Origin of the sequence: Kribbella sp. NPDC003505 (assembly GCF_040610875.1) — a bacterium.
Taxonomy (GTDB): Bacteria; Actinomycetota; Actinomycetes; order Propionibacteriales; family Kribbellaceae; genus Kribbella.
In genome coordinates, this window is record NZ_JBEXNA010000012.1 from 224,891 (window position 1) to 240,584 (window position 15,694).

Consider the following 15,694-nt stretch of genomic DNA (forward strand, 5'->3'; position numbering starts at 1 on the left):
TTAATTCTCGTATACCCTACGAGAATTCGAGTGAGGGGAGATCCGGATGACCATCCTGGTGACGGGTGCGACCGCGAGTGTGGGGCGCCTGCTGGTCGACGAACTGGTCGCGGCCGGAGCGCCGGTGCGGGCGCTGACCAACCAGCCGGCCCGGGCCGCGCTGCCGCCGGGGGTAGAGGTCGCGCGCGGGTATCTCGGCAAGCCCGAGACGCTGCCCGCGGCGCTCGCAGGCATCGACACGGTGTACCTGGCGCCGCTTCCGGCGTATGTCGACGACTTCGTCCGCTGCGCGCTGGACGCCGGCGTGCGGCGGGTCGTCGTACTGTCGGGGGAGCCCGCGGAGTACGAGGCGCAGGGTGATCCGTCGACGTGGCACTACTACCGGATCGAGCGGGCGATCGAGGCGGCCGGCTTCGACTGGACGTTCCTGCGGCCCGGGCAGTTCATGAACAACACGCTCGACTGGGCTCCGTCGATCAAGGCCGACTCCGTCGTGCGCGCGCCGTACGCCGGCGCCGTGCAGACGCCGATCGACCTCGCCGACATCGCGGCGGTGGCGCGGGTGGTGCTGCTGTCCTCGGCGTACGGCGGGCAGAAGATCACGATGAGCGGGCCTGAGGGGATCACGCCTGTGGAGCAGGTCGCGTGCATTGCGGACGCAATCGGGCGGGAGGTGCGGTTCGAGGAGCTCACGCCGCAGGAGTACCTGGACGGTCTGGCGCCGGTGATCGGGCTCGAGACGGCGCAGTGGCTGCTGGACGGTTTCCGGATGATGGCCGAGCACCCGATGAAGCCGGAGCCGGCCGTGGTCGAGCTGACCGGCCGGCCGGGAACGACGTACCGCGAGTGGGCGTTCTCGAACGTCGGCGCCTTCCGGCATGATCGCGGGCGTGAAGGAAACTCTGCATGACTACCTCCGTAATGCCCGCGAGGCGATCGTCTGGAAGCTCGACGGTCTCGGCGAGTACGACATCCGCCGGCCGCTGACGCCGACCGGCACGAACCTGCTCGGTCTGGTCAAGCACCTGACGATCGTCGAGGCCTGGTATTTCGGCAAGAGCTTCGACCGGCCGTTCCCCGAAGAGCTGACCTGGTGGGACGACGACGCCGAGCCGAACGTCGAGATGTGGGCCACGGCCGACGAGACGCGCGCCGAGATCGTCGACCGCTACCGGCGCGCGTGTGCGCACGCCGACGCGACGATCGAAGCGCTCGACCTGTCGGCGGTCGGGAATGTCCCGTGGTGGCGCAAGTCGTCGGTCACGCTGCACGGGATGCTCGTCCACGTCCTCGCCGAAACCTGCCGGCACGCGGGCCACGCCGACATCATCCGCGAACAGGTGGACGGCGCCGCCGGCCTGCGCGCCGACAACTCGAACCTCCCCGAGCAGGACGCCGCGTGGTGGCAGGCCTACCGCGCGAAGGTCGAGGAGGCCGCGCACGCCGCTGTTTGACGCCTACGGGAACATGTGTTCGACTATGAGGCGTGAGGTGGGCCGGGCAGCAGATCGACGCCGAGACCCCGGGGACGTTGCCCGGGCTCGGGGCGATCGCCGGGCTGGTCCGGTCGGTGACGACGCCCGAGTTCCAGGGCGTCACGTTCCATGAGGTGCTCGCCCGCTCGGTGCTGAACTCGGTGCCCGGATCGGCGCTGCCGTTCAACTGGACCGTGAATCCGTACCGCGGGTGCACCCACGCCTGCCGGTACTGCTTCGCTCGGCCGACGCACACCTACCTCGAGTTCGACACCGGCCGCGACTTCGACCAGCAGATCGTCGTGAAGACGAACGTGGCCGACGTCCTGCGCCGCGAGCTCGCTCGCCCGTCCTGGCGGCACGAGCGGGTCGCCCTGGGCACCAACACGGACCCGTACCAGCGCGCCGAGGGCCGCTACCGCCTGATGCCCGGCATCATCGACGCCCTCGCGTCGTCCGGCACGCCGTTCTCCATCCTCACCAAGGGCACGCTGCTCCGCCGCGATCTCGATCTGCTGTCGGCGGCCTCGGCCGACGTCTCCGTCGGTATCGGCATCTCGCTCGCGCTCGGCGACGAGGAGCTACGCCGGCGTCTGGAGCCCGGCGTGCCGTCGGTCCGCGGCCGCCTCGATCTCATCCGCGCCCTCCGCGCCGCCGGCCTCCCGTGCGGCGTCATGGTCGCGCCCGTCCTCCCCTGGCTGACAGACTCGACCGACCAGTTGGACCACCTGCTTGAAGAACTCTCCGCCGCCGGCGCCACCGGCGTGACCCCGCTCGTCCTGCACCTACGCCCCGGCGTCAAGGACTGGTTCATGCAATGGCTCGCCCACGACCACCCGCACCTGGTCAGCCGGTACGAGTCGTTGTACGCCCGAGGCGCCTACGCCTCCCCGAGCTACCGCAACACCTTCGAGGAGAAGATCCGCCCCCTCCTGGAGAAACACGGCTTCGCCGGCCCCTCGTCCCACCGCTCGGAACCAATCCGAGGCATGCACCCCACCAAACCCGCCAGCACCCCATCCCAGCAACGGCTGTTCTGAAGCAGGATCTGCAGTTCGACAGGTAGAGCACCGCCGAGACACCGTACGCGCCGAGCCGACCAGACTCAGGTGCACTACCCAGCCGACCGACACCTCCTGTCCACCCGCAGGCCGAGAGTGCTCGGGCGACCGCATCCCCAGTTGTCAGGGGAGGGTGAGGATCTGGGGGCCTTCGGGGGTGATGGCTACGGTGTGTTCGGCGTGGGCGCCTCGGGTGCCGTCGCTGGAGCGGAGGGTCCAGCCGTCGTCGTCGATGGTGTAGGCGGACCCGGGGCCCGCCCAGAACCAGGGCTCGATCGCGAAGACGTGGCCGGCATGGAGTTTGAGGCCGCGGCCGGGGCGGCCGCCGTTGGGGATGTGCGGGTCCTCGTGCATGCGCCGGCCGACGCCGTGGCCGCCGAAGTCCAGGTTCGTGCCGAATCCGGCGTCCTTCCCGACCCGGCCGATCGCGGCGCCGATGTCGCCGATCCGGTGGCCCGCGACGGCGGCGGCGATTCCGGCCGCCAGCGCCTCTTCGGTCGTCGCGATCAGCTCCAGGTCCTCGGCGCGCGGGGTGCCGACGCAGAAGCTGATCGCCGAGTCCGCGCACCACCCGTCGACCGAGGCGCCGCAGTCCACGTTCAGCAGGTCGCCATCGGCGAGCCGCAGGTCCGACGGCAGCCCGTGCAGGACGGCGTCGTTCACCGACGTGCAGATCACGCCGCTGAACGGCGATGCCGCGAAACCGGGCTGGTACCCGTCGAACAGCGACACCGCGCCGGCAGCCCGCAGTACGTCGCGCGCCACCTCGTCGAGCTCGCGCAAGGACACCCCGACCGCGGCCTCCTTCTTCACCGTCGCGAGCGCGGTGCCGACGACCCGCCCGGCGACGCGCATCTGCTCGATCTGCGCCGGTGTCTTCAACTCGACCATGGTTCCTCCGGGATAGTTATACCGGCAGTCCTACCACAACGCGCTCTCAACCAATCCGCCCCGCACAGCGTCTTAGACGACAACAGCAGAGTTTTGGGGGCAGGGGATGGCGGTACGACGACGCGCGGTGCTCGGGGGAGTACTCGCCGGCGCCGCGGCGGTGGCGACGAGCGGGTGTATCGCGGACACGTACGCGAGCACGCCCGCCGGTAGGCCCACGCCGACGCCGAAGGCGAAGCCGGACAAGCAGCCCGAGCGGCTGACCGTGGTCGCGACCGGCGACGTCCTGCTGCACGAGCGGCTGTGGACCACCGCGAAACGTGACGGCAAGGGCGGCCGCTGGGACTTCGCGCCGTTGATGAGCAGCGTGAAACCCCTGGTGCAGAAGGCGGATCTCGCCATCGCGCACCTGGAGACACCGCTCGCCCGCGCGGGCGGTCCGTACCACGGGTACCCGCTCTTCCAGGGCCCGCCGCAGATCGCCGCGGCGCTCAAGCAGACCGGGTACGACCTGTGCACGACCGCGAGCAATCACAGCTTCGACGGCGGCGCGGACGGCGTCGACCGGACGCTCGACACGCTGGACAAGGTGGGCCTCAAGCACGCCGGCACGGCACGCTCGCGGGCGGAGGCCGAGGAGATCACGATCGTCGACGTCCACGGAGTGAAGGTCGCTTCACTGAGTTTCACCTTCGGATTCAACGGCCTGCCGTATCCGAACGGCCAGACCTGGCGGGCCGGCACGATCAGCACGAAGACGATCAAGCTGAAGGCGCGAGAAGCCCGGGACCGCGGCGCCGACCTCGTGCTGGTCAGCTGCCACTGGGGTACGGAGTACTCCAGCAAGCTCAACGACCAGCAGCGCGAGATCGCCCCGCAACTGCTTGCCGACAGCAACATCGACCTGGTGATCGGCCACCACGCGCACGTCGTGCAGCCGATGGAGGAGATCGACGGCAAGTGGGTCGCGTACGGACTCGGCAACCTGGTGGCCGCGCATCGCGAACCCGACAGCACCAAGGCCGAAGGGCTGCTGGCCCGCTTCACGTTCACCCGCAGCGGCGACCGCTGGACGACCGAGGCCGAGTATGCGCCGCTGCTGATGACGGACGACCTGCCGGTCAGGGTCCTCGACGTACGCCGGGAGCTCGCGAAGGACACCGCCCGGCGCAGCCGTCTGGAGCTGGCGCAGCGGCGGACGACGGACACCGTGACGGCACTGGGCGCGAGGCCGAAAATGCTTTGAGTCATGGCGTTGCGGCGGTCTAGGGTCGGGCGCATGATTACGTACTTCGTGATGGTCCGTCGTGCCCGCCTCCGGGCAGGCGCGGGGTGCCTGGGGATGGCATCCGCTCGATAGTCGTTGGGCGCAACGGGTCGTGGACGCGGCCGGGATCGTTCCCGGCGAGCTCGTCCTCGACGTCGGGGCCGGCCTCGGTGCGCTGACCGCGCCGCTGGTCCGGGCCGGCGCCCGGGTGGTCGCCGTCGAACTCCATCCCGGCCGGGCGGATCGGTTGCGCCGTCGGTTCGCCGACGCGCCGGTGACGGTCGTCCGGGCCGATGCCGGTGACCTGCGGTTGCCGTCGCGCCCGTTCCGGGTGGTGTCGAGTCCGCCGTACAACATCTCCACGTTGTTGCTGAAGCGCTTGCTGTCGCCGGGCTCCCGCCTGGTGTCGGCCGATCTGGTGCTGCAGCGGCAGGTGGCGAATCGGTGGGTTCGCGGCGACGCGCCCGGGGCGAACCGCTGGTTCCGCCACTACGACCCGTCGATCGGGCTTCGCCTTCCCCGCAAGGCTTTCACCCCACCGCCGCATGTCGATTCAGCAGTGTTGATACTGCGCAAACGCTAGAACCTGAGACCAGCAATTGTGGGCTGGGACCTGCTATTTCAGGTCCCAGCCCACCCGTTCAGGTCTCAGCCGTGCCAGGAGTTCCAGAGGGCGGCATACGAGCCTTGGCGGGCGACCAGCTCGTCGTGGCTGCCCAGCTCCGAGATCCGGCCGTCCTCCACCACGGCGACGCGGTCGGCGTCGTGCGCGGTGTAGAGCCGGTGGGCGATCGCGATCACCGTCCGGCCTTCCAGTACGGCGGCCAGCGAGCGCTCCATGTGCCGCGCGGCCCGCGGGTCGATCAGCGAGGTCGCCTCGTCGAGGACCAGTGTGTGCGGGTCCGCCAGCACCAGCCGCGCCAGCGCCAACTGCTGCGCCTGCGCCGGGGTCAACGCCAGCTGACCCGATCCGACGCGGGTGTCGAGACCGTCCGGCAGCGCTTCGGCCCACTCCCGCGCGTCCACCGCACCGAGCGCGTCGAGCAGCTCCGCGTCGGTCGCCGAGGGACGCGCCATCGACAGGTTGTCCCGCAGCGTGCCGACGAAGACGTGATGCTCCTGCGTGACCAGCGCGACCTGCTTGCGCAGCGCGTCCAGCGGCAGCTCGGTCATCCCGACGCCGCCGACCGTCACCGAACCGGTCCGGGGCGGGTGGATGCCCGCGACCAGCCGGCCCAGCGTCGACTTGCCCGCGCCGGACGGCCCGACCATGGCGATCCGCTCACCCGGCTGGATCGTCAGGTCGACGCCGTGCAGCACGTCGCGACCGTCGACGTACGAGAACCGCACGTCGCGGGCCTCGACCAGCTCACCGGCCGGTGCCTGTCCCGACGGCGTCCGGTCGTCCGGCACGTCGCTGATGCCGAGCAGCCGGGCGAACGCCGCGCCGCCGGACTGGAGCTCGTCCAGCCAGGACAGCAGCCGGTCGACCGGGTCGATCAGCTGGTTCACGTACAGCACGGCGGCCGTGACGGCGCCGAGCGACGCGTGGCCGTTGAGGTGCATCCAGCCGCCGAACAGCAGCGTGCCGACGACCGGCACGAGGTACCCGAGCTCGGCGGCCGGGAAGTACACGGTGCGGAGGAACAGCGTGTAGCGCTCCGCCAGATAGCTGCCGCGGATGTCCGCGTCGCCGCGCCGCACGCGGTCGTCGTACCGCCGGAGGGCCTCGACGGTGCGCGCGCCTTCGACCGTTTCGGCGAGCGAGCTGGTCATCTGCGCGTACGCCGCGTTCTCCCGGAGGTAGCCGTCCTTGGCTCGGCGCAGGTACCACTTCGTGCTCAGCCAGAGCAACGGGACCATCGCGACCAGCGGCACCAGCACCCAGACGCCGACCAGCGTCGTTGCGACCACGGTGAACACCACGGTCACGAACGCGATGATCGTCTCCGGTACGGCGAAGCGCACGGTGCGGGACAGCGTGTCGACGTCCCGCGACGTCCGCGACAACAGGTCGCCGGTGCCGGCCCGCTCGACGGTGCCGATCGGGAGCGCCAGCGCGTTGTCGACGAACTCCTCCCGCAGCTCGGCCAGCACCTGCTCGCCCAGCGCGAACGACCGGTACCGCGCCCAGCGGGTCAGCAGCGACTGCGCGACGATGAAACCGGCGATCACGGCGATCACCAGGTTGACCTTCGCGGCAGTGGTGCCGTTCTGAACGTCCTCCACCAAGCCGCCGATCAGCCGCGGGGCGGCCAGACCCGTGACCGCCGCCAACCCGTGCAGCCCGAGCGCGATCAGCAGAGCGCGTGGGTGCCGGCGGGCCAGCCGCCGGGCATGCCGCCGGATCTCGGCCGACCCGGCCACGGGCAGGATCTGCCTCATCGGACGGCCTCCTCTTCGGTCTGACGGGTGACGGTACGGCGGTACTGCGGGGTGGTCTCGAGCAGCTCGCGGTGCTTGCCGGTAGCAACCACTCGGCCGGCGGCGACGAAGATCACCTCGTCGACGCGGTCCAGCAGCAGCGGGCTCGCGGTCAGCACGACGGTGCTGCGACCGGATCGGTGCTCGCGCAGCCGGTCCGCGATCCGTGCCTCGGTGTGCGCGTCCACGGCCGACGTCGGCTCGACCAGCACCAGCACGGACGGGTCGGCGAGCAGCGCGCGCACCAGCACCAGTCGCTGACGCTGCCCACCCGAGAACGAGCGGCCCTTCTCCTCCACCTCGGAGTCGAAGCCGTCCGGCAGCGCGACCAGCACGTCCTCCGCCGACGCCGTACGCATCGCGGCCATCAGTTCGTCGTCGGTGCACCGGCCGGACGGGTCCAGCTCCGTGCGCAGGTGTCCGGTGAACAGTTGGGAGCCTGTGTCGCTGACCAGGATCCGCTCACGGATGTCGGCACGCGTGGCGCTGGCCAGCGTCACACCGCCGTATCTGACCTCGCTGGCGTCGTCATACCGACCCAGGCGGTCGGCGAGCTCGCCGTAGCTGTCGGGCTCCGCGCTGACCACCGCGGTCAGCAGACCGTCGCGGGCGCGGATGCCCGAGACCGGATCGACCAGGTCTCCGTGCTCCGGCAGCCGCACCGACGTCTCCGGCTCGGTGATCTCGGTCTCCAGCTTCAGCACGCGGATCACCCGGCCCGCGGCGACCAGCCCGCGCATCAGCTGGTTGGCGAACTCGGTCGCCGTCCGCAACGGCAGCACGAGGAACGTCGCATAGCCGTAGAACGCGACCAGTGAGCCCGCGCTGAGCTCTCCGCGCAGCGCGAAGTGCGCACCCAGGCCGACCACCAGCACGACGAAGACGCCCGGCAGCAACACCTGCGCCGCGTCCAGCACGGACTGGATGCCGGCCACCCGCACGCCCGCCTGCCGGACCTGCTGCGACTCCGTGCGGTACCGCCGGGAGAAGGAGTCCTCGCCGCCGATGCCGCGCAGCACCCGCAGGCCTGCCACGATGTCGGAGCCGAGCGAGTTCAGCTCGCCGACCGCTTCGCGTTGCGCGGACTGCCGCTTGTGCAGCGGCCGCAGCATCGGGCCGAGGCAGAACAGCATGATCGGCACGCCGATCAGCACCACCAGGCCGAGCACGGTCGACGACGACAGCAGGATCGCCGCCACCACGGCGAACGCGACGATCGCGCCCGCGAACCGGGCCGAGATCTCCATCAGGTTGCCGATGTAGGACAGGTCGCCGGCGCCGATGCTGACCACCTCGCCGGTGGCGAGCTGCTTGGGCAGCGTGGCGCCGAGGTCAGCGGATTTCCGCGTCACCACCTGGACCGTCCGGTACGCCGCGGTCAGCCAGTTGGTGACCGCGAACCGGTGTCGCATGATGCCCGCCGTCGCCTGCACCACGCCGACCGCGAACAGCAGCGCGGTCCAGCGCAGCAGCCGCTCGCCGTCCTGCGCCGCGATGCCCTCGTCGATCGCCCGCCCGAGGATCGCCGGGATGAAGGCCTGCGCCGCCATCCACAGGATGCCGAAGGTCATCCCGCCGGCGAGCGTGCGGGCCTGACCGCCCGCGACCCACCACAGGTAGCGGGCCGGCGAGCGATGGTTCGGGACGCCGGGATCGGCGAGTGGAAGTTGTCTCATGGCCCACTCAGGCTAGGTGTCGCCACGGACAGTCCGCATGCGAATTACTCGCACCTGTGGACCCCGCCCGCGGCCGGCCGGCGTGCTGCGTGGTGACGGTCGGTAGACCTTCACCTTGCGTTGGGCAACGGGTTCCCGTCGGGCCATGTCGGGCCCCTGTCCTGGATCCATGTTGGTGATCGCGCATCGCGGAGCCAGTGGCTACCGCCCGGAACACACGACGGGGGCCTACCGGCTGGCGGCGGTCCAGGGAGCCGACTACCTGGAGCCGGATCTGGTCGCCACGCTCGACGGCGTCCTGGTCTGCCGGCACGAGAACGAGATCTCCGGTACGACGGACGTCGCGGAGCACCCGGTGTTCGCGGACCGGAACATCACCAAGATCGTCGACGGGACCGCGGTCACCGGCTGGTTCGTCGAGGATTTCACGTACGCCGAGCTGCGGACCTTGCGGGCCCGGGAGCGGATGCCCGCGCTCCGGGCGAGCAACACGGCCTACGACGGGCTCGAGGAGATCCCCACCTTCGACGACGTGGTCGCACTGGCGCGCCGGGAGTCGGCGCGGCTCGGCCGGCCGATCGGGGTGATCCCGGAGATCAAGCACCCGGCGTACTTCCGGCGGCTCGGCCTGCCGCTGGAGGAGCTGCTGACAGAGCGGATCCTGGCGCTCGGGCTGCGCCCCGACGAGGTCATGATCCAGTCCTTCGAACCGACGAGCCTGCGCCGGCTGTCAGTGATGACACGCGTCCCGCTGGTGCAGCTGATCGACTCCGAGAGCGCACCGAACGACTTCCTGCGGATCGGCGACGGCCGCACGTACGCCGACCTGATCGAGCCCCGCGGCCTCCGGGAGATCGCGACCTACGCGCAGGTGCTGGCGCCGTACAAGGACCTCGTCCTGCCCCGCACAGCCGCCGGCTGCCTCGGCGAACCCACCCGCCTGGTCGACCACGCCCACCGCGCCGGACTGGCCGTCCAGGTCTGGACCTTCCGCGCCGAACGCCGCTTTCTCCCCACCGCCACCGACTTCCCCACCGAACTGACCCGCTTCGCGGCCCTCGGCCTGCAGGGCGTCTTCACCGACCACCCCGACCAGACTGTCGCCACTGTCCGCAAGCCGGCCCTGAACGTGTAGCAGCGGGGCGACCGCTGCCCGCGATCACCCCGCCTGGAGTCCTGCGCCTCCTCTGGGCGCAGTCCTGCTCACGCCGCCGGGGGCTTGTTGTTGGTGTCGTCGTAGATGCGGGAGGCGATGTCCTGCTCGGTGGTGTCCTGGTTCTGGTTGACCGAGTGCTGGACGTTCTGCCAGACCGCCTTGCCGTCGGACTCGGGCATCACGATCCAGGCGACCGCGTAGCCGATCATTGCGGCGCCGCCGGTGATCAGGGTGAGGCCGACCCAGCCGAGGCGGACCAGGGTCACGTCGACGTTCAGGTACTCGGCGATGCCGCCGGACACGCCGGAGAGCATCCGCTGGTTCGCGGAACGACGGAGGACCTTGCCGGAGAGGTTCTGGAACGGTGCGTTGGAGTTCGTCATGGCTCCACTGTCCCGTTTCGGCACCCCGCGCCACATCCGGATCGGTACCGACCCGCCCCTGATCCGACCCCGACGACTTTCGTGGAACCCTCGTCACACCCCAGCCTGTCTCTAAGGGTGAGGAGGGACATGGACGAGTTCACCGAGTACGTCACTGCGCGCTGGCCAACGCTGGTCCGGTCCGCGGTCTTGCTCGGCTGTACGCCGCCTGAGGCCGAGGACCTCGTCCAGTCCGCGCTGGAGCGCTGTCTGCTCAAGTGGAACCGGGTGCGGGTCGCGGAGGACCGGGACGCGTACGTGCACCGCGTACTGGTCAACTGCTTCCGGTCGTCCCGTCGGCGCCGCTGGCACGGGGAACTGCCCTCGGCGTCCCTCCCGGAAGCGCCGGGGAGCGATCAGACGGCCGGTGTCGACGACACGGACGCCGTGATGCGCGCGCTCGACCGCCTGCCCGGTGACCAGCGCACTGCCGTCGTACTGCGGTACTACGCGCACCTCAGCGAGCAACAGATGGCGTCCGTGCTGGGCGTCGCGGCCGGCACCATCAAGAGCCGACTGTCCCGAGCGGTGAAAGCCCTGGCGCAGGACCCACACCTGGCAGAACTGCGAGAACCCCGATGACCGACCTGACCGACCTCCTGGAACGAACCGCCGCTCACACACCCGTCGGCCCACCCCCGCTCGACGCACTGCGAGCCGGGGCAACCCGACGCCGCCGACGCCGTACGGCGGGAATCACAGGCGCCGCGGCCGTCGCAGTAGCAGCAGTGGTCGGCGGTACGACCCTGCTGACCTCGCCCGAACGCACCGCACCCGTGACCTCACCAGCTCCGGCGGTCCCCACACGTCTGGTGGGCCAGGGGCACGCGGCCATCGCCGTGCCGCAGAGCTGGGGAACGAACCAGAGCATGTGTGGTACGCCCAGGCGAGACACGGTTCTCATCGCCGACCCGACCGAGCTCCAGTACTGCATGGCGTTTCCCGTGGCCGGTGTCGACAGTGTGCGGGTCGCGACCACGCCGAGAACGCAGTTCCGCGCCGACGAGACGCTCACGATCGACGGTGTGCGGGCCGAGCGGCAACGGACAACCTGCAGCCAAGACAACTACCGGCACGTCCTGACCTGTTCCGCCACCGTGTGGATACCGTCCCTGCAGGTCTGGTTCGAGGCCCAGTCGTCCACCAGCGCCGCGGAGGTCGACCGGATCCTGTCGCGGATCGTGATCGTGCCGGACCGGGTCGGCGTGCCGAGCTACTCGTCGATGGCGATGCCGCTGTCGGGAGCGAAGTACGCGGCGGTGCTCCGGGGGCTGGGTCTGAAGGTTTCGTACCGTTCCATGGCGAACCCCAACTACCCTCGCGGATCGGTCCTAGGTGTCTCGCCGGCCGTCGGAACGATGGTGGCGAACGCATCGACCGTGACGGTCACCGTGGTCAAGTGAAACTGTCGGCGGGGCCGCCTAGCGTGCCTGCTATGGACGCGCAGGCGGTGGTGAAGGTGATGGCGGGGCTGCCGGGTGCAGAGGAGCGCGAGGGGTGGGCCGGGCAGCCGGTCTTCAAGGTGCGCAACAAGAGCTTCGCGTACCTGTCCGAGGACCAGACGCGGATGCACCTGAAGGCGCTCCGCGAGGAGCAGGAGGCACTCGTCGCCGAGAACCCGGAGGTCTACGAAGCCTCCTGGGAGGGCGGCCGGTTCGCCTGGATCCTGATCCAGCTGGACCTCGCCGACGAGGAAGAGCTGGCCGAGCTGATCACGGAGGCATACCGCCTCACCGCCCCGAAGTACCTGGTCACCCAGCTGGACGCCTGACCAGGACCCACTGCGGGCTGGTGCGGCTGATCTCGGTGAAGCCGGCGTCGAGGTAGACGGACAGCGGGCCGCGGTACAGGTCGGCGGAGGGGATGCGGCCGGCAGTCGTGGTGTCGACGGCACACGCTTCGACGTTGGGGGCGCCGTACGAGCGGGCCAGCTCAAGGGCTCCGCGGACCAGCTCGCCCGCGACACCCTTGCGGCGGTGGCCGACCGGTACGACGAAGCAGGTGATCACCCACGCGTCCTGGTGGTCCGTGCGCCAGTTGGGCAAGGCGACCACCCGCGGGTACGACGTCCGCGGCCCGACGGCGCACCAGCCGACCGGAGCGTCCCCGTCGTACGCAACGACACCGGGTGGCAACTCGCCGTCACAGACCTGCGCCCGGAGGCCCTCACGGTTGTCCGCGGGGCTGCTGCCGGACCACGCCTTGCCGCGGAGGCGGAAGTACTGGCAGAAGCAGCGGGAGGGGTCGCCGCGCTCGCCCATCACCGTCGCGACGTCGGGCCAGGAGTCCGGGCCGGCCGGGCGTACGTTCACCATGGGGTCACCGTAGCCGGGGGCTGGCTTGCACTCGCTTGGGGCGAGTGCTAATACTTGGTTAGCACTCCATGGGTGAGAGTGATAAGAACTCGCGCTCGCGGGGTGTGCAAGAAGACGGCCTCGATGAGGTGCCGGAGTGCGGCGGGACATGAGCGTCGCGGTGCCGGTGCCGTCCGTCGCGGGCATCGAGCCGGCTGGACCACAGAACTCGACGCGGGAGGACTCGCGGAGAATGCCCAAGCTGATTTCGTTCGATGAAGAGGCGCGCCGCGGCCTCGAGCGGGGAATGAACACCCTCGCCGACGCGGTCAAGGTGACGCTCGGCCCGAAGGGCCGCAACGTCGTGCTGGAGAAGAAGTGGGGCGCACCCACGATCACCAACGACGGCGTCTCCATCGCCAAGGAGATCGAGCTCGAGGACCCGTACGAGAAGATCGGGGCCGAGCTCGTCAAGGAAGTTGCCAAGAAGACCGACGACGTCGCGGGTGACGGTACGACGACCGCCACCGTGCTGGCCCAGGCTCTCGTCCGCGAGGGGCTGCGCAACGTCGCCGCCGGCGCCAACCCGATGGGCCTGAAGAAGGGCATCGAGAAGGCGACCGAGGCCGTCAGCGAGCAGCTGCTGTCGCTGGCCAAGGACGTCGAGACCCGGGAGCAGATCGCCTCGACCGCGTCGATCTCCGCCGCGGACACCCAGGTCGGCCAGATCATCGCCGAGGCGATGGACAAGGTCGGCAAGGAAGGCGTCATCACCGTCGAGGAGAGCAACACCTTCGGCCTCGAGCTCGAGCTCACCGAGGGTATGCGCTTCGACAAGGGCTACATCTCGCCGTACTTCGTGACCGACACCGACCGGATGGAGGCCGTCCTCGACGACCCGTACATCCTGGTCGTGAACAGCAAGATCGGCAGCATCAAGGACCTGGTCCCGGTGCTGGAGAAGGTCATGCAGACCGGCAAGCCGCTGGCGATCATCGCCGAGGACGTCGAGGGCGAGGCCCTGGCCACCCTGGTCGTCAACAAGATCAAGGGCACCTTCAAGGCCGTCGCCGTCAAGGCGCCGGGCTTCGGTGACCGCCGCAAGGCCATGCTCGTCGACATCGCCGTCCTCACCGGCGGCGAGGTGATCTCCGAGGAGGTCGGCCTCAAGCTCGACACCGTCGACCTGGAGCTGCTCGGCCAGGCCCGCAAGATCGTCGTCACCAAGGACGAGACGACCATCGTCGAGGGCTCGGGCGACGCCGACCAGATCACCGGCCGGGTGAACCAGATCCGCGCCGAGATCGAGAAGTCGGACTCCGACTACGACCGCGAGAAGCTGCAGGAGCGGCTGGCCAAGCTGGCCGGCGGCGTTGCGGTGATCAAGGTCGGCGCGGCCACCGAGGTCGAGCTGAAGGAGCGCAAGCACCGCATCGAGGACGCCGTTCGCAACGCGAAGGCGGCCGTCGAGGAGGGCATCGTCGCCGGTGGCGGCGTGGCGCTGCTGCAGGCGTCCGTGGTCGCGTTCGAGAAGCTGGAGCTCGAGGGTGACGAGGCGACCGGTGCGGAGATCGTGCGCAAGGCCGTCGAGGCGCCGCTGAAGCAGATCGCCGTGAACGCCGGCCTCGAGGGCGGCGTCGTGGTGGAGAAGGTCCGCAACCTCGAGCCGGGTCACGGTCTGAACGCCGCGACCGGTGAGTACGTCGACCTGATCGCCACCGGCATCATCGACCCGGCCAAGGTGACCCGGTCCGCGCTGCAGAACGCGGCGTCGATCGCGGCCCTGTTCCTCACCACCGAGGCCGTCATCGCCGACAAGCCGGAGAAGGCCGCGGCCGCTCCGGGCGGCGCGCCCGACATGGGCGGCATGGACTTCTGATCCAGTAGTCCGACAGCACCCGCAGTACCCCAAGCGGTCCCGAGCTCCGGCTCGGGACCGCTTGCTGCTTCCCGTCCCGCCGGCCGAACCGGCCAGGTCCACTTTGTGCACCAGATCCGTACGCAGAGCCGCGCGCCGTACGGATCCGGTGCACAAAGTGGGGCGAGAGCGTGTTAGGTGCCCCTGAGGAGGTGGTGGGCCAGGAGGGGGGAGAAGGTTCTGGTGGGGAGGGTGGGGGTGAGGCCGCAGGGGCCGTCGGATTCGCCGGGGGTGCGGAGCCAGAGGTGGAGGTCCACAGGGGCGGCGGTGCGGGCCGGGGGTGTGCCGAGCTTGCGGGACGGCGGGTTGCAGGAACTGCCGTCGGAGCCGTTGCCGTTGCGGCTGGTGTCGACGACGTAGTGCGTGCCGCCGCCGAGCGCCTGCAAGATTTCGTTGCCGCGGGCTACCGACTGGTCGGTGGTGAAGTAGTTCGCGGTGTTCAGGGCGAACCCACGGATCTTGCCGACATCCGCGAGCCGCAGCCGGCGGGCCATCTCCTTCGCCTCGCCGGACGTCACGTTTCCGGCGTCGAGGTACGTCCAGGTGTTCGGGTTCTTCGCCGCGAGCACGCCGACGGCGTACTTCAGCAGCGCGATCCGCCCGTCCCACTCCGTGGTCGGATAGCAGTCGAGCCGCGCCAGCGCATCCGGCTCGAGCACCACCACGGCGGGCCGCGCCCCGATCCCCGCCGACACGGCCGCGATCCACGTCCGGTACGCCGCCGCCGACGCGGCCCCGCCGCCGATCCCGCACTGGCGCCCGGGCAGGTTGTCCGTCACCAGCACCGGCAGTTTCCCGGCCTTGTCCGCGGCCGTCGTGTACGCCGTGACGCCCGTCTGCACGTCGCCGCTCCACGCGCCGACCCATCGCGCCGACGCCTGCGCGGCGATCCTCGACGCGAGCTCGGTATCCTCCGGGTGCCGTCGTACGTAGGCCGCCGCGGACGAGGCCGGGTCGACGTAGAACTCGGTGGTCAGCTTCAACGGATCACCGGTCGCTTCGGCCCGCCCGGACTCGGGCGGACCGAAAGCGAGCAGCGCGGCGGTCAGCAACAGCGCGGTCGTGAAACGCAGAGTCGGCATCGGTGAAGGACCCTCCTGATCACTCAAC

Annotated in this window: 16 protein-coding genes; 10 read left to right on the top strand and 6 right to left on the bottom strand. The window is 70.1% G+C overall.

Translation table 11 applies throughout. From position 1 onward, the window contains the following. Positions 1–46: 46 nt before the first annotated feature. Genes ABZX12_RS34145 through ABZX12_RS34155 form a run of 3 tightly spaced genes read left to right on the top strand, consistent with a single transcriptional unit; the run spans position 47 to position 2,515 of the window. Positions 47–910, top strand: coding sequence for an NAD(P)H-binding protein (locus tag ABZX12_RS34145; RefSeq protein WP_355699559.1), 864 nt, complete (start codon positions 47–49; stop codon positions 908–910). Next, positions 891–1,454 (top strand): DinB family protein, encoded by a 564-nt coding sequence (locus tag ABZX12_RS34150; protein WP_355699560.1) that lies wholly within the window; start codon positions 891–893, stop codon positions 1,452–1,454. The genes ABZX12_RS34145 and ABZX12_RS34150 overlap by 20 nt, the downstream gene beginning before the upstream one ends. Before the next feature lie 32 nt (positions 1,455–1,486). Then, positions 1,487–2,515 (top strand): Rv2578c family radical SAM protein, encoded by a 1,029-nt coding sequence (locus tag ABZX12_RS34155; protein WP_355699561.1) that lies wholly within the window; start codon positions 1,487–1,489, stop codon positions 2,513–2,515. A 144-nt stretch (positions 2,516–2,659) separates the two neighbouring features. Here the strand turns inward: ABZX12_RS34155 and map are convergent, their stop codons facing one another. Beyond that, positions 2,660–3,427 carry a type I methionyl aminopeptidase gene (gene map, locus ABZX12_RS34160; RefSeq protein ID WP_355699562.1) on the bottom strand — a complete coding sequence of 256 codons (768 nt, stop codon included), beginning with the start codon at positions 3,425–3,427 and terminating at the stop codon, positions 2,660–2,662. A gap of 106 nt (positions 3,428–3,533) precedes the next feature. Between map and ABZX12_RS34165 the strand changes: the two genes are divergently transcribed. Both ABZX12_RS34165 and ABZX12_RS34170 read left to right on the top strand, forming a co-directional pair. Then, positions 3,534–4,673, top strand: a complete 1,140-nt coding sequence (locus tag ABZX12_RS34165) for a CapA family protein (RefSeq protein WP_355699563.1) — start codon at positions 3,534–3,536, stop codon at positions 4,671–4,673. A 61-nt stretch (positions 4,674–4,734) separates the two neighbouring features. Next, on the top strand, positions 4,735–5,277 hold the full coding sequence (locus tag ABZX12_RS34170; RefSeq protein WP_355699564.1) for an rRNA adenine N-6-methyltransferase family protein: 543 nt from the start codon (positions 4,735–4,737) through the stop codon (positions 5,275–5,277). A gap of 65 nt (positions 5,278–5,342) precedes the next feature. Here the strand turns inward: ABZX12_RS34170 and ABZX12_RS34175 are convergent, their stop codons facing one another. Together ABZX12_RS34175 and ABZX12_RS34180 are read right to left on the bottom strand one after the other, a co-directional pair. Beyond that, positions 5,343–7,079: an ABC transporter ATP-binding protein gene (locus ABZX12_RS34175; RefSeq protein WP_355699565.1), complete on the bottom strand. Its 1,737-nt coding sequence runs from the start codon at positions 7,077–7,079 to the stop codon at positions 5,343–5,345. After that, positions 7,076–8,794 carry an ABC transporter ATP-binding protein gene (locus tag ABZX12_RS34180; protein WP_355699566.1) on the bottom strand — a complete coding sequence of 573 codons (1,719 nt, stop codon included), beginning with the start codon at positions 8,792–8,794 and terminating at the stop codon, positions 7,076–7,078. The genes ABZX12_RS34175 and ABZX12_RS34180 overlap by 4 nt, the downstream gene beginning before the upstream one ends. 169 nt (positions 8,795–8,963) lie before the next feature. Here ABZX12_RS34180 and ABZX12_RS34185 point away from each other — a divergent pair, with 169 nt between their 5' ends. Continuing rightward, positions 8,964–9,929, top strand: a complete 966-nt coding sequence (locus ABZX12_RS34185) for a glycerophosphodiester phosphodiesterase (RefSeq protein WP_355699567.1) — start codon at positions 8,964–8,966, stop codon at positions 9,927–9,929. A 68-nt stretch (positions 9,930–9,997) separates the two neighbouring features. Here ABZX12_RS34185 and ABZX12_RS34190 read toward each other — a convergent pair whose 3' ends face one another. Continuing rightward, positions 9,998–10,333 carry a PspC domain-containing protein gene (locus ABZX12_RS34190; protein WP_355699568.1) on the bottom strand — a complete coding sequence of 112 codons (336 nt, stop codon included), beginning with the start codon at positions 10,331–10,333 and terminating at the stop codon, positions 9,998–10,000. Positions 10,334–10,462: 129 nt separating this feature from the next. Here ABZX12_RS34190 and ABZX12_RS34195 point away from each other — a divergent pair, with 129 nt between their 5' ends. From ABZX12_RS34195 to ABZX12_RS34205, 3 genes are read left to right on the top strand one after another with little or no spacing between them, the layout of a single operon-like run. Beyond that, positions 10,463–10,954 (top strand): SigE family RNA polymerase sigma factor, encoded by a 492-nt coding sequence (locus ABZX12_RS34195; RefSeq protein ID WP_355699569.1) that lies wholly within the window; start codon positions 10,463–10,465, stop codon positions 10,952–10,954. Continuing rightward, positions 10,951–11,775 (top strand): PASTA domain-containing protein, encoded by an 825-nt coding sequence (locus tag ABZX12_RS34200; protein ID WP_355699570.1) that lies wholly within the window; start codon positions 10,951–10,953, stop codon positions 11,773–11,775. Before ABZX12_RS34195 ends, ABZX12_RS34200 begins: the two co-directional genes overlap by 4 nt. Positions 11,776–11,807: 32 nt before the next feature. After that, positions 11,808–12,143, top strand: coding sequence for an MmcQ/YjbR family DNA-binding protein (locus ABZX12_RS34205; protein WP_355699571.1), 336 nt, complete (start codon positions 11,808–11,810; stop codon positions 12,141–12,143). Here ABZX12_RS34205 and ABZX12_RS34210 read toward each other — a convergent pair. Beyond that, positions 12,124–12,687: a GNAT family N-acetyltransferase gene (locus ABZX12_RS34210; protein ID WP_355699572.1), complete on the bottom strand. Its 564-nt coding sequence runs from the start codon at positions 12,685–12,687 to the stop codon at positions 12,124–12,126. The two genes, ABZX12_RS34205 and ABZX12_RS34210, sit on opposite strands and share 20 nt — an antisense overlap. 232 nt (positions 12,688–12,919) lie before the next feature. Between ABZX12_RS34210 and groL the strand changes: the two genes are divergently transcribed. Then, positions 12,920–14,545 (top strand): chaperonin GroEL, encoded by a 1,626-nt coding sequence (groL, locus tag ABZX12_RS34215; protein WP_355699573.1) that lies wholly within the window; start codon positions 12,920–12,922, stop codon positions 14,543–14,545. Between the two features lie 173 nt (positions 14,546–14,718). On the opposite strand, the gene ABZX12_RS34220 is transcribed toward groL, so the two are convergent. Next, complete coding sequence (locus ABZX12_RS34220; RefSeq protein ID WP_355699574.1) at positions 14,719–15,666, bottom strand: glycoside hydrolase family 6 protein; 948 nt, start codon at positions 15,664–15,666, stop codon at positions 14,719–14,721. Positions 15,667–15,694: the final 28 nt, after the last annotated feature.

What these genes read in the sequence shown, in the direction of transcription:
- ABZX12_RS34145 (WP_355699559.1), top strand. Translation starts at nt 47, where the DNA reads ATGACCATCCTGGTGACGGGTGCGACCGCGAGTGTGGGGCGCCTGCTG.
- map (WP_355699562.1), bottom strand. Translation starts at nt 3,427, where the DNA reads ATGGTCGAGTTGAAGACACCGGCGCAGATCGAGCAGATGCGCGTCGCC.
- ABZX12_RS34165 (WP_355699563.1), top strand. Translation starts at nt 3,534, where the DNA reads ATGGCGGTACGACGACGCGCGGTGCTCGGGGGAGTACTCGCCGGCGCC.
- ABZX12_RS34175 (WP_355699565.1), bottom strand. Translation starts at nt 7,079, where the DNA reads ATGAGGCAGATCCTGCCCGTGGCCGGGTCGGCCGAGATCCGGCGGCAT.
- ABZX12_RS34180 (WP_355699566.1), bottom strand. Translation starts at nt 8,794, where the DNA reads ATGAGACAACTTCCACTCGCCGATCCCGGCGTCCCGAACCATCGCTCG.
- ABZX12_RS34185 (WP_355699567.1), top strand. Translation starts at nt 8,964, where the DNA reads ATGTTGGTGATCGCGCATCGCGGAGCCAGTGGCTACCGCCCGGAACAC.
- ABZX12_RS34190 (WP_355699568.1), bottom strand. Translation starts at nt 10,333, where the DNA reads ATGACGAACTCCAACGCACCGTTCCAGAACCTCTCCGGCAAGGTCCTC.
- ABZX12_RS34195 (WP_355699569.1), top strand. Translation starts at nt 10,463, where the DNA reads ATGGACGAGTTCACCGAGTACGTCACTGCGCGCTGGCCAACGCTGGTC.
- ABZX12_RS34200 (WP_355699570.1), top strand. Translation starts at nt 10,951, where the DNA reads ATGACCGACCTGACCGACCTCCTGGAACGAACCGCCGCTCACACACCC.
- ABZX12_RS34205 (WP_355699571.1), top strand. Translation starts at nt 11,808, where the DNA reads ATGGACGCGCAGGCGGTGGTGAAGGTGATGGCGGGGCTGCCGGGTGCA.
- ABZX12_RS34210 (WP_355699572.1), bottom strand. Translation starts at nt 12,687, where the DNA reads ATGGTGAACGTACGCCCGGCCGGCCCGGACTCCTGGCCCGACGTCGCG.
- groL (WP_355699573.1), top strand. Translation starts at nt 12,920, where the DNA reads ATGCCCAAGCTGATTTCGTTCGATGAAGAGGCGCGCCGCGGCCTCGAG.
- ABZX12_RS34220 (WP_355699574.1), bottom strand. Translation starts at nt 15,666, where the DNA reads ATGCCGACTCTGCGTTTCACGACCGCGCTGTTGCTGACCGCCGCGCTG.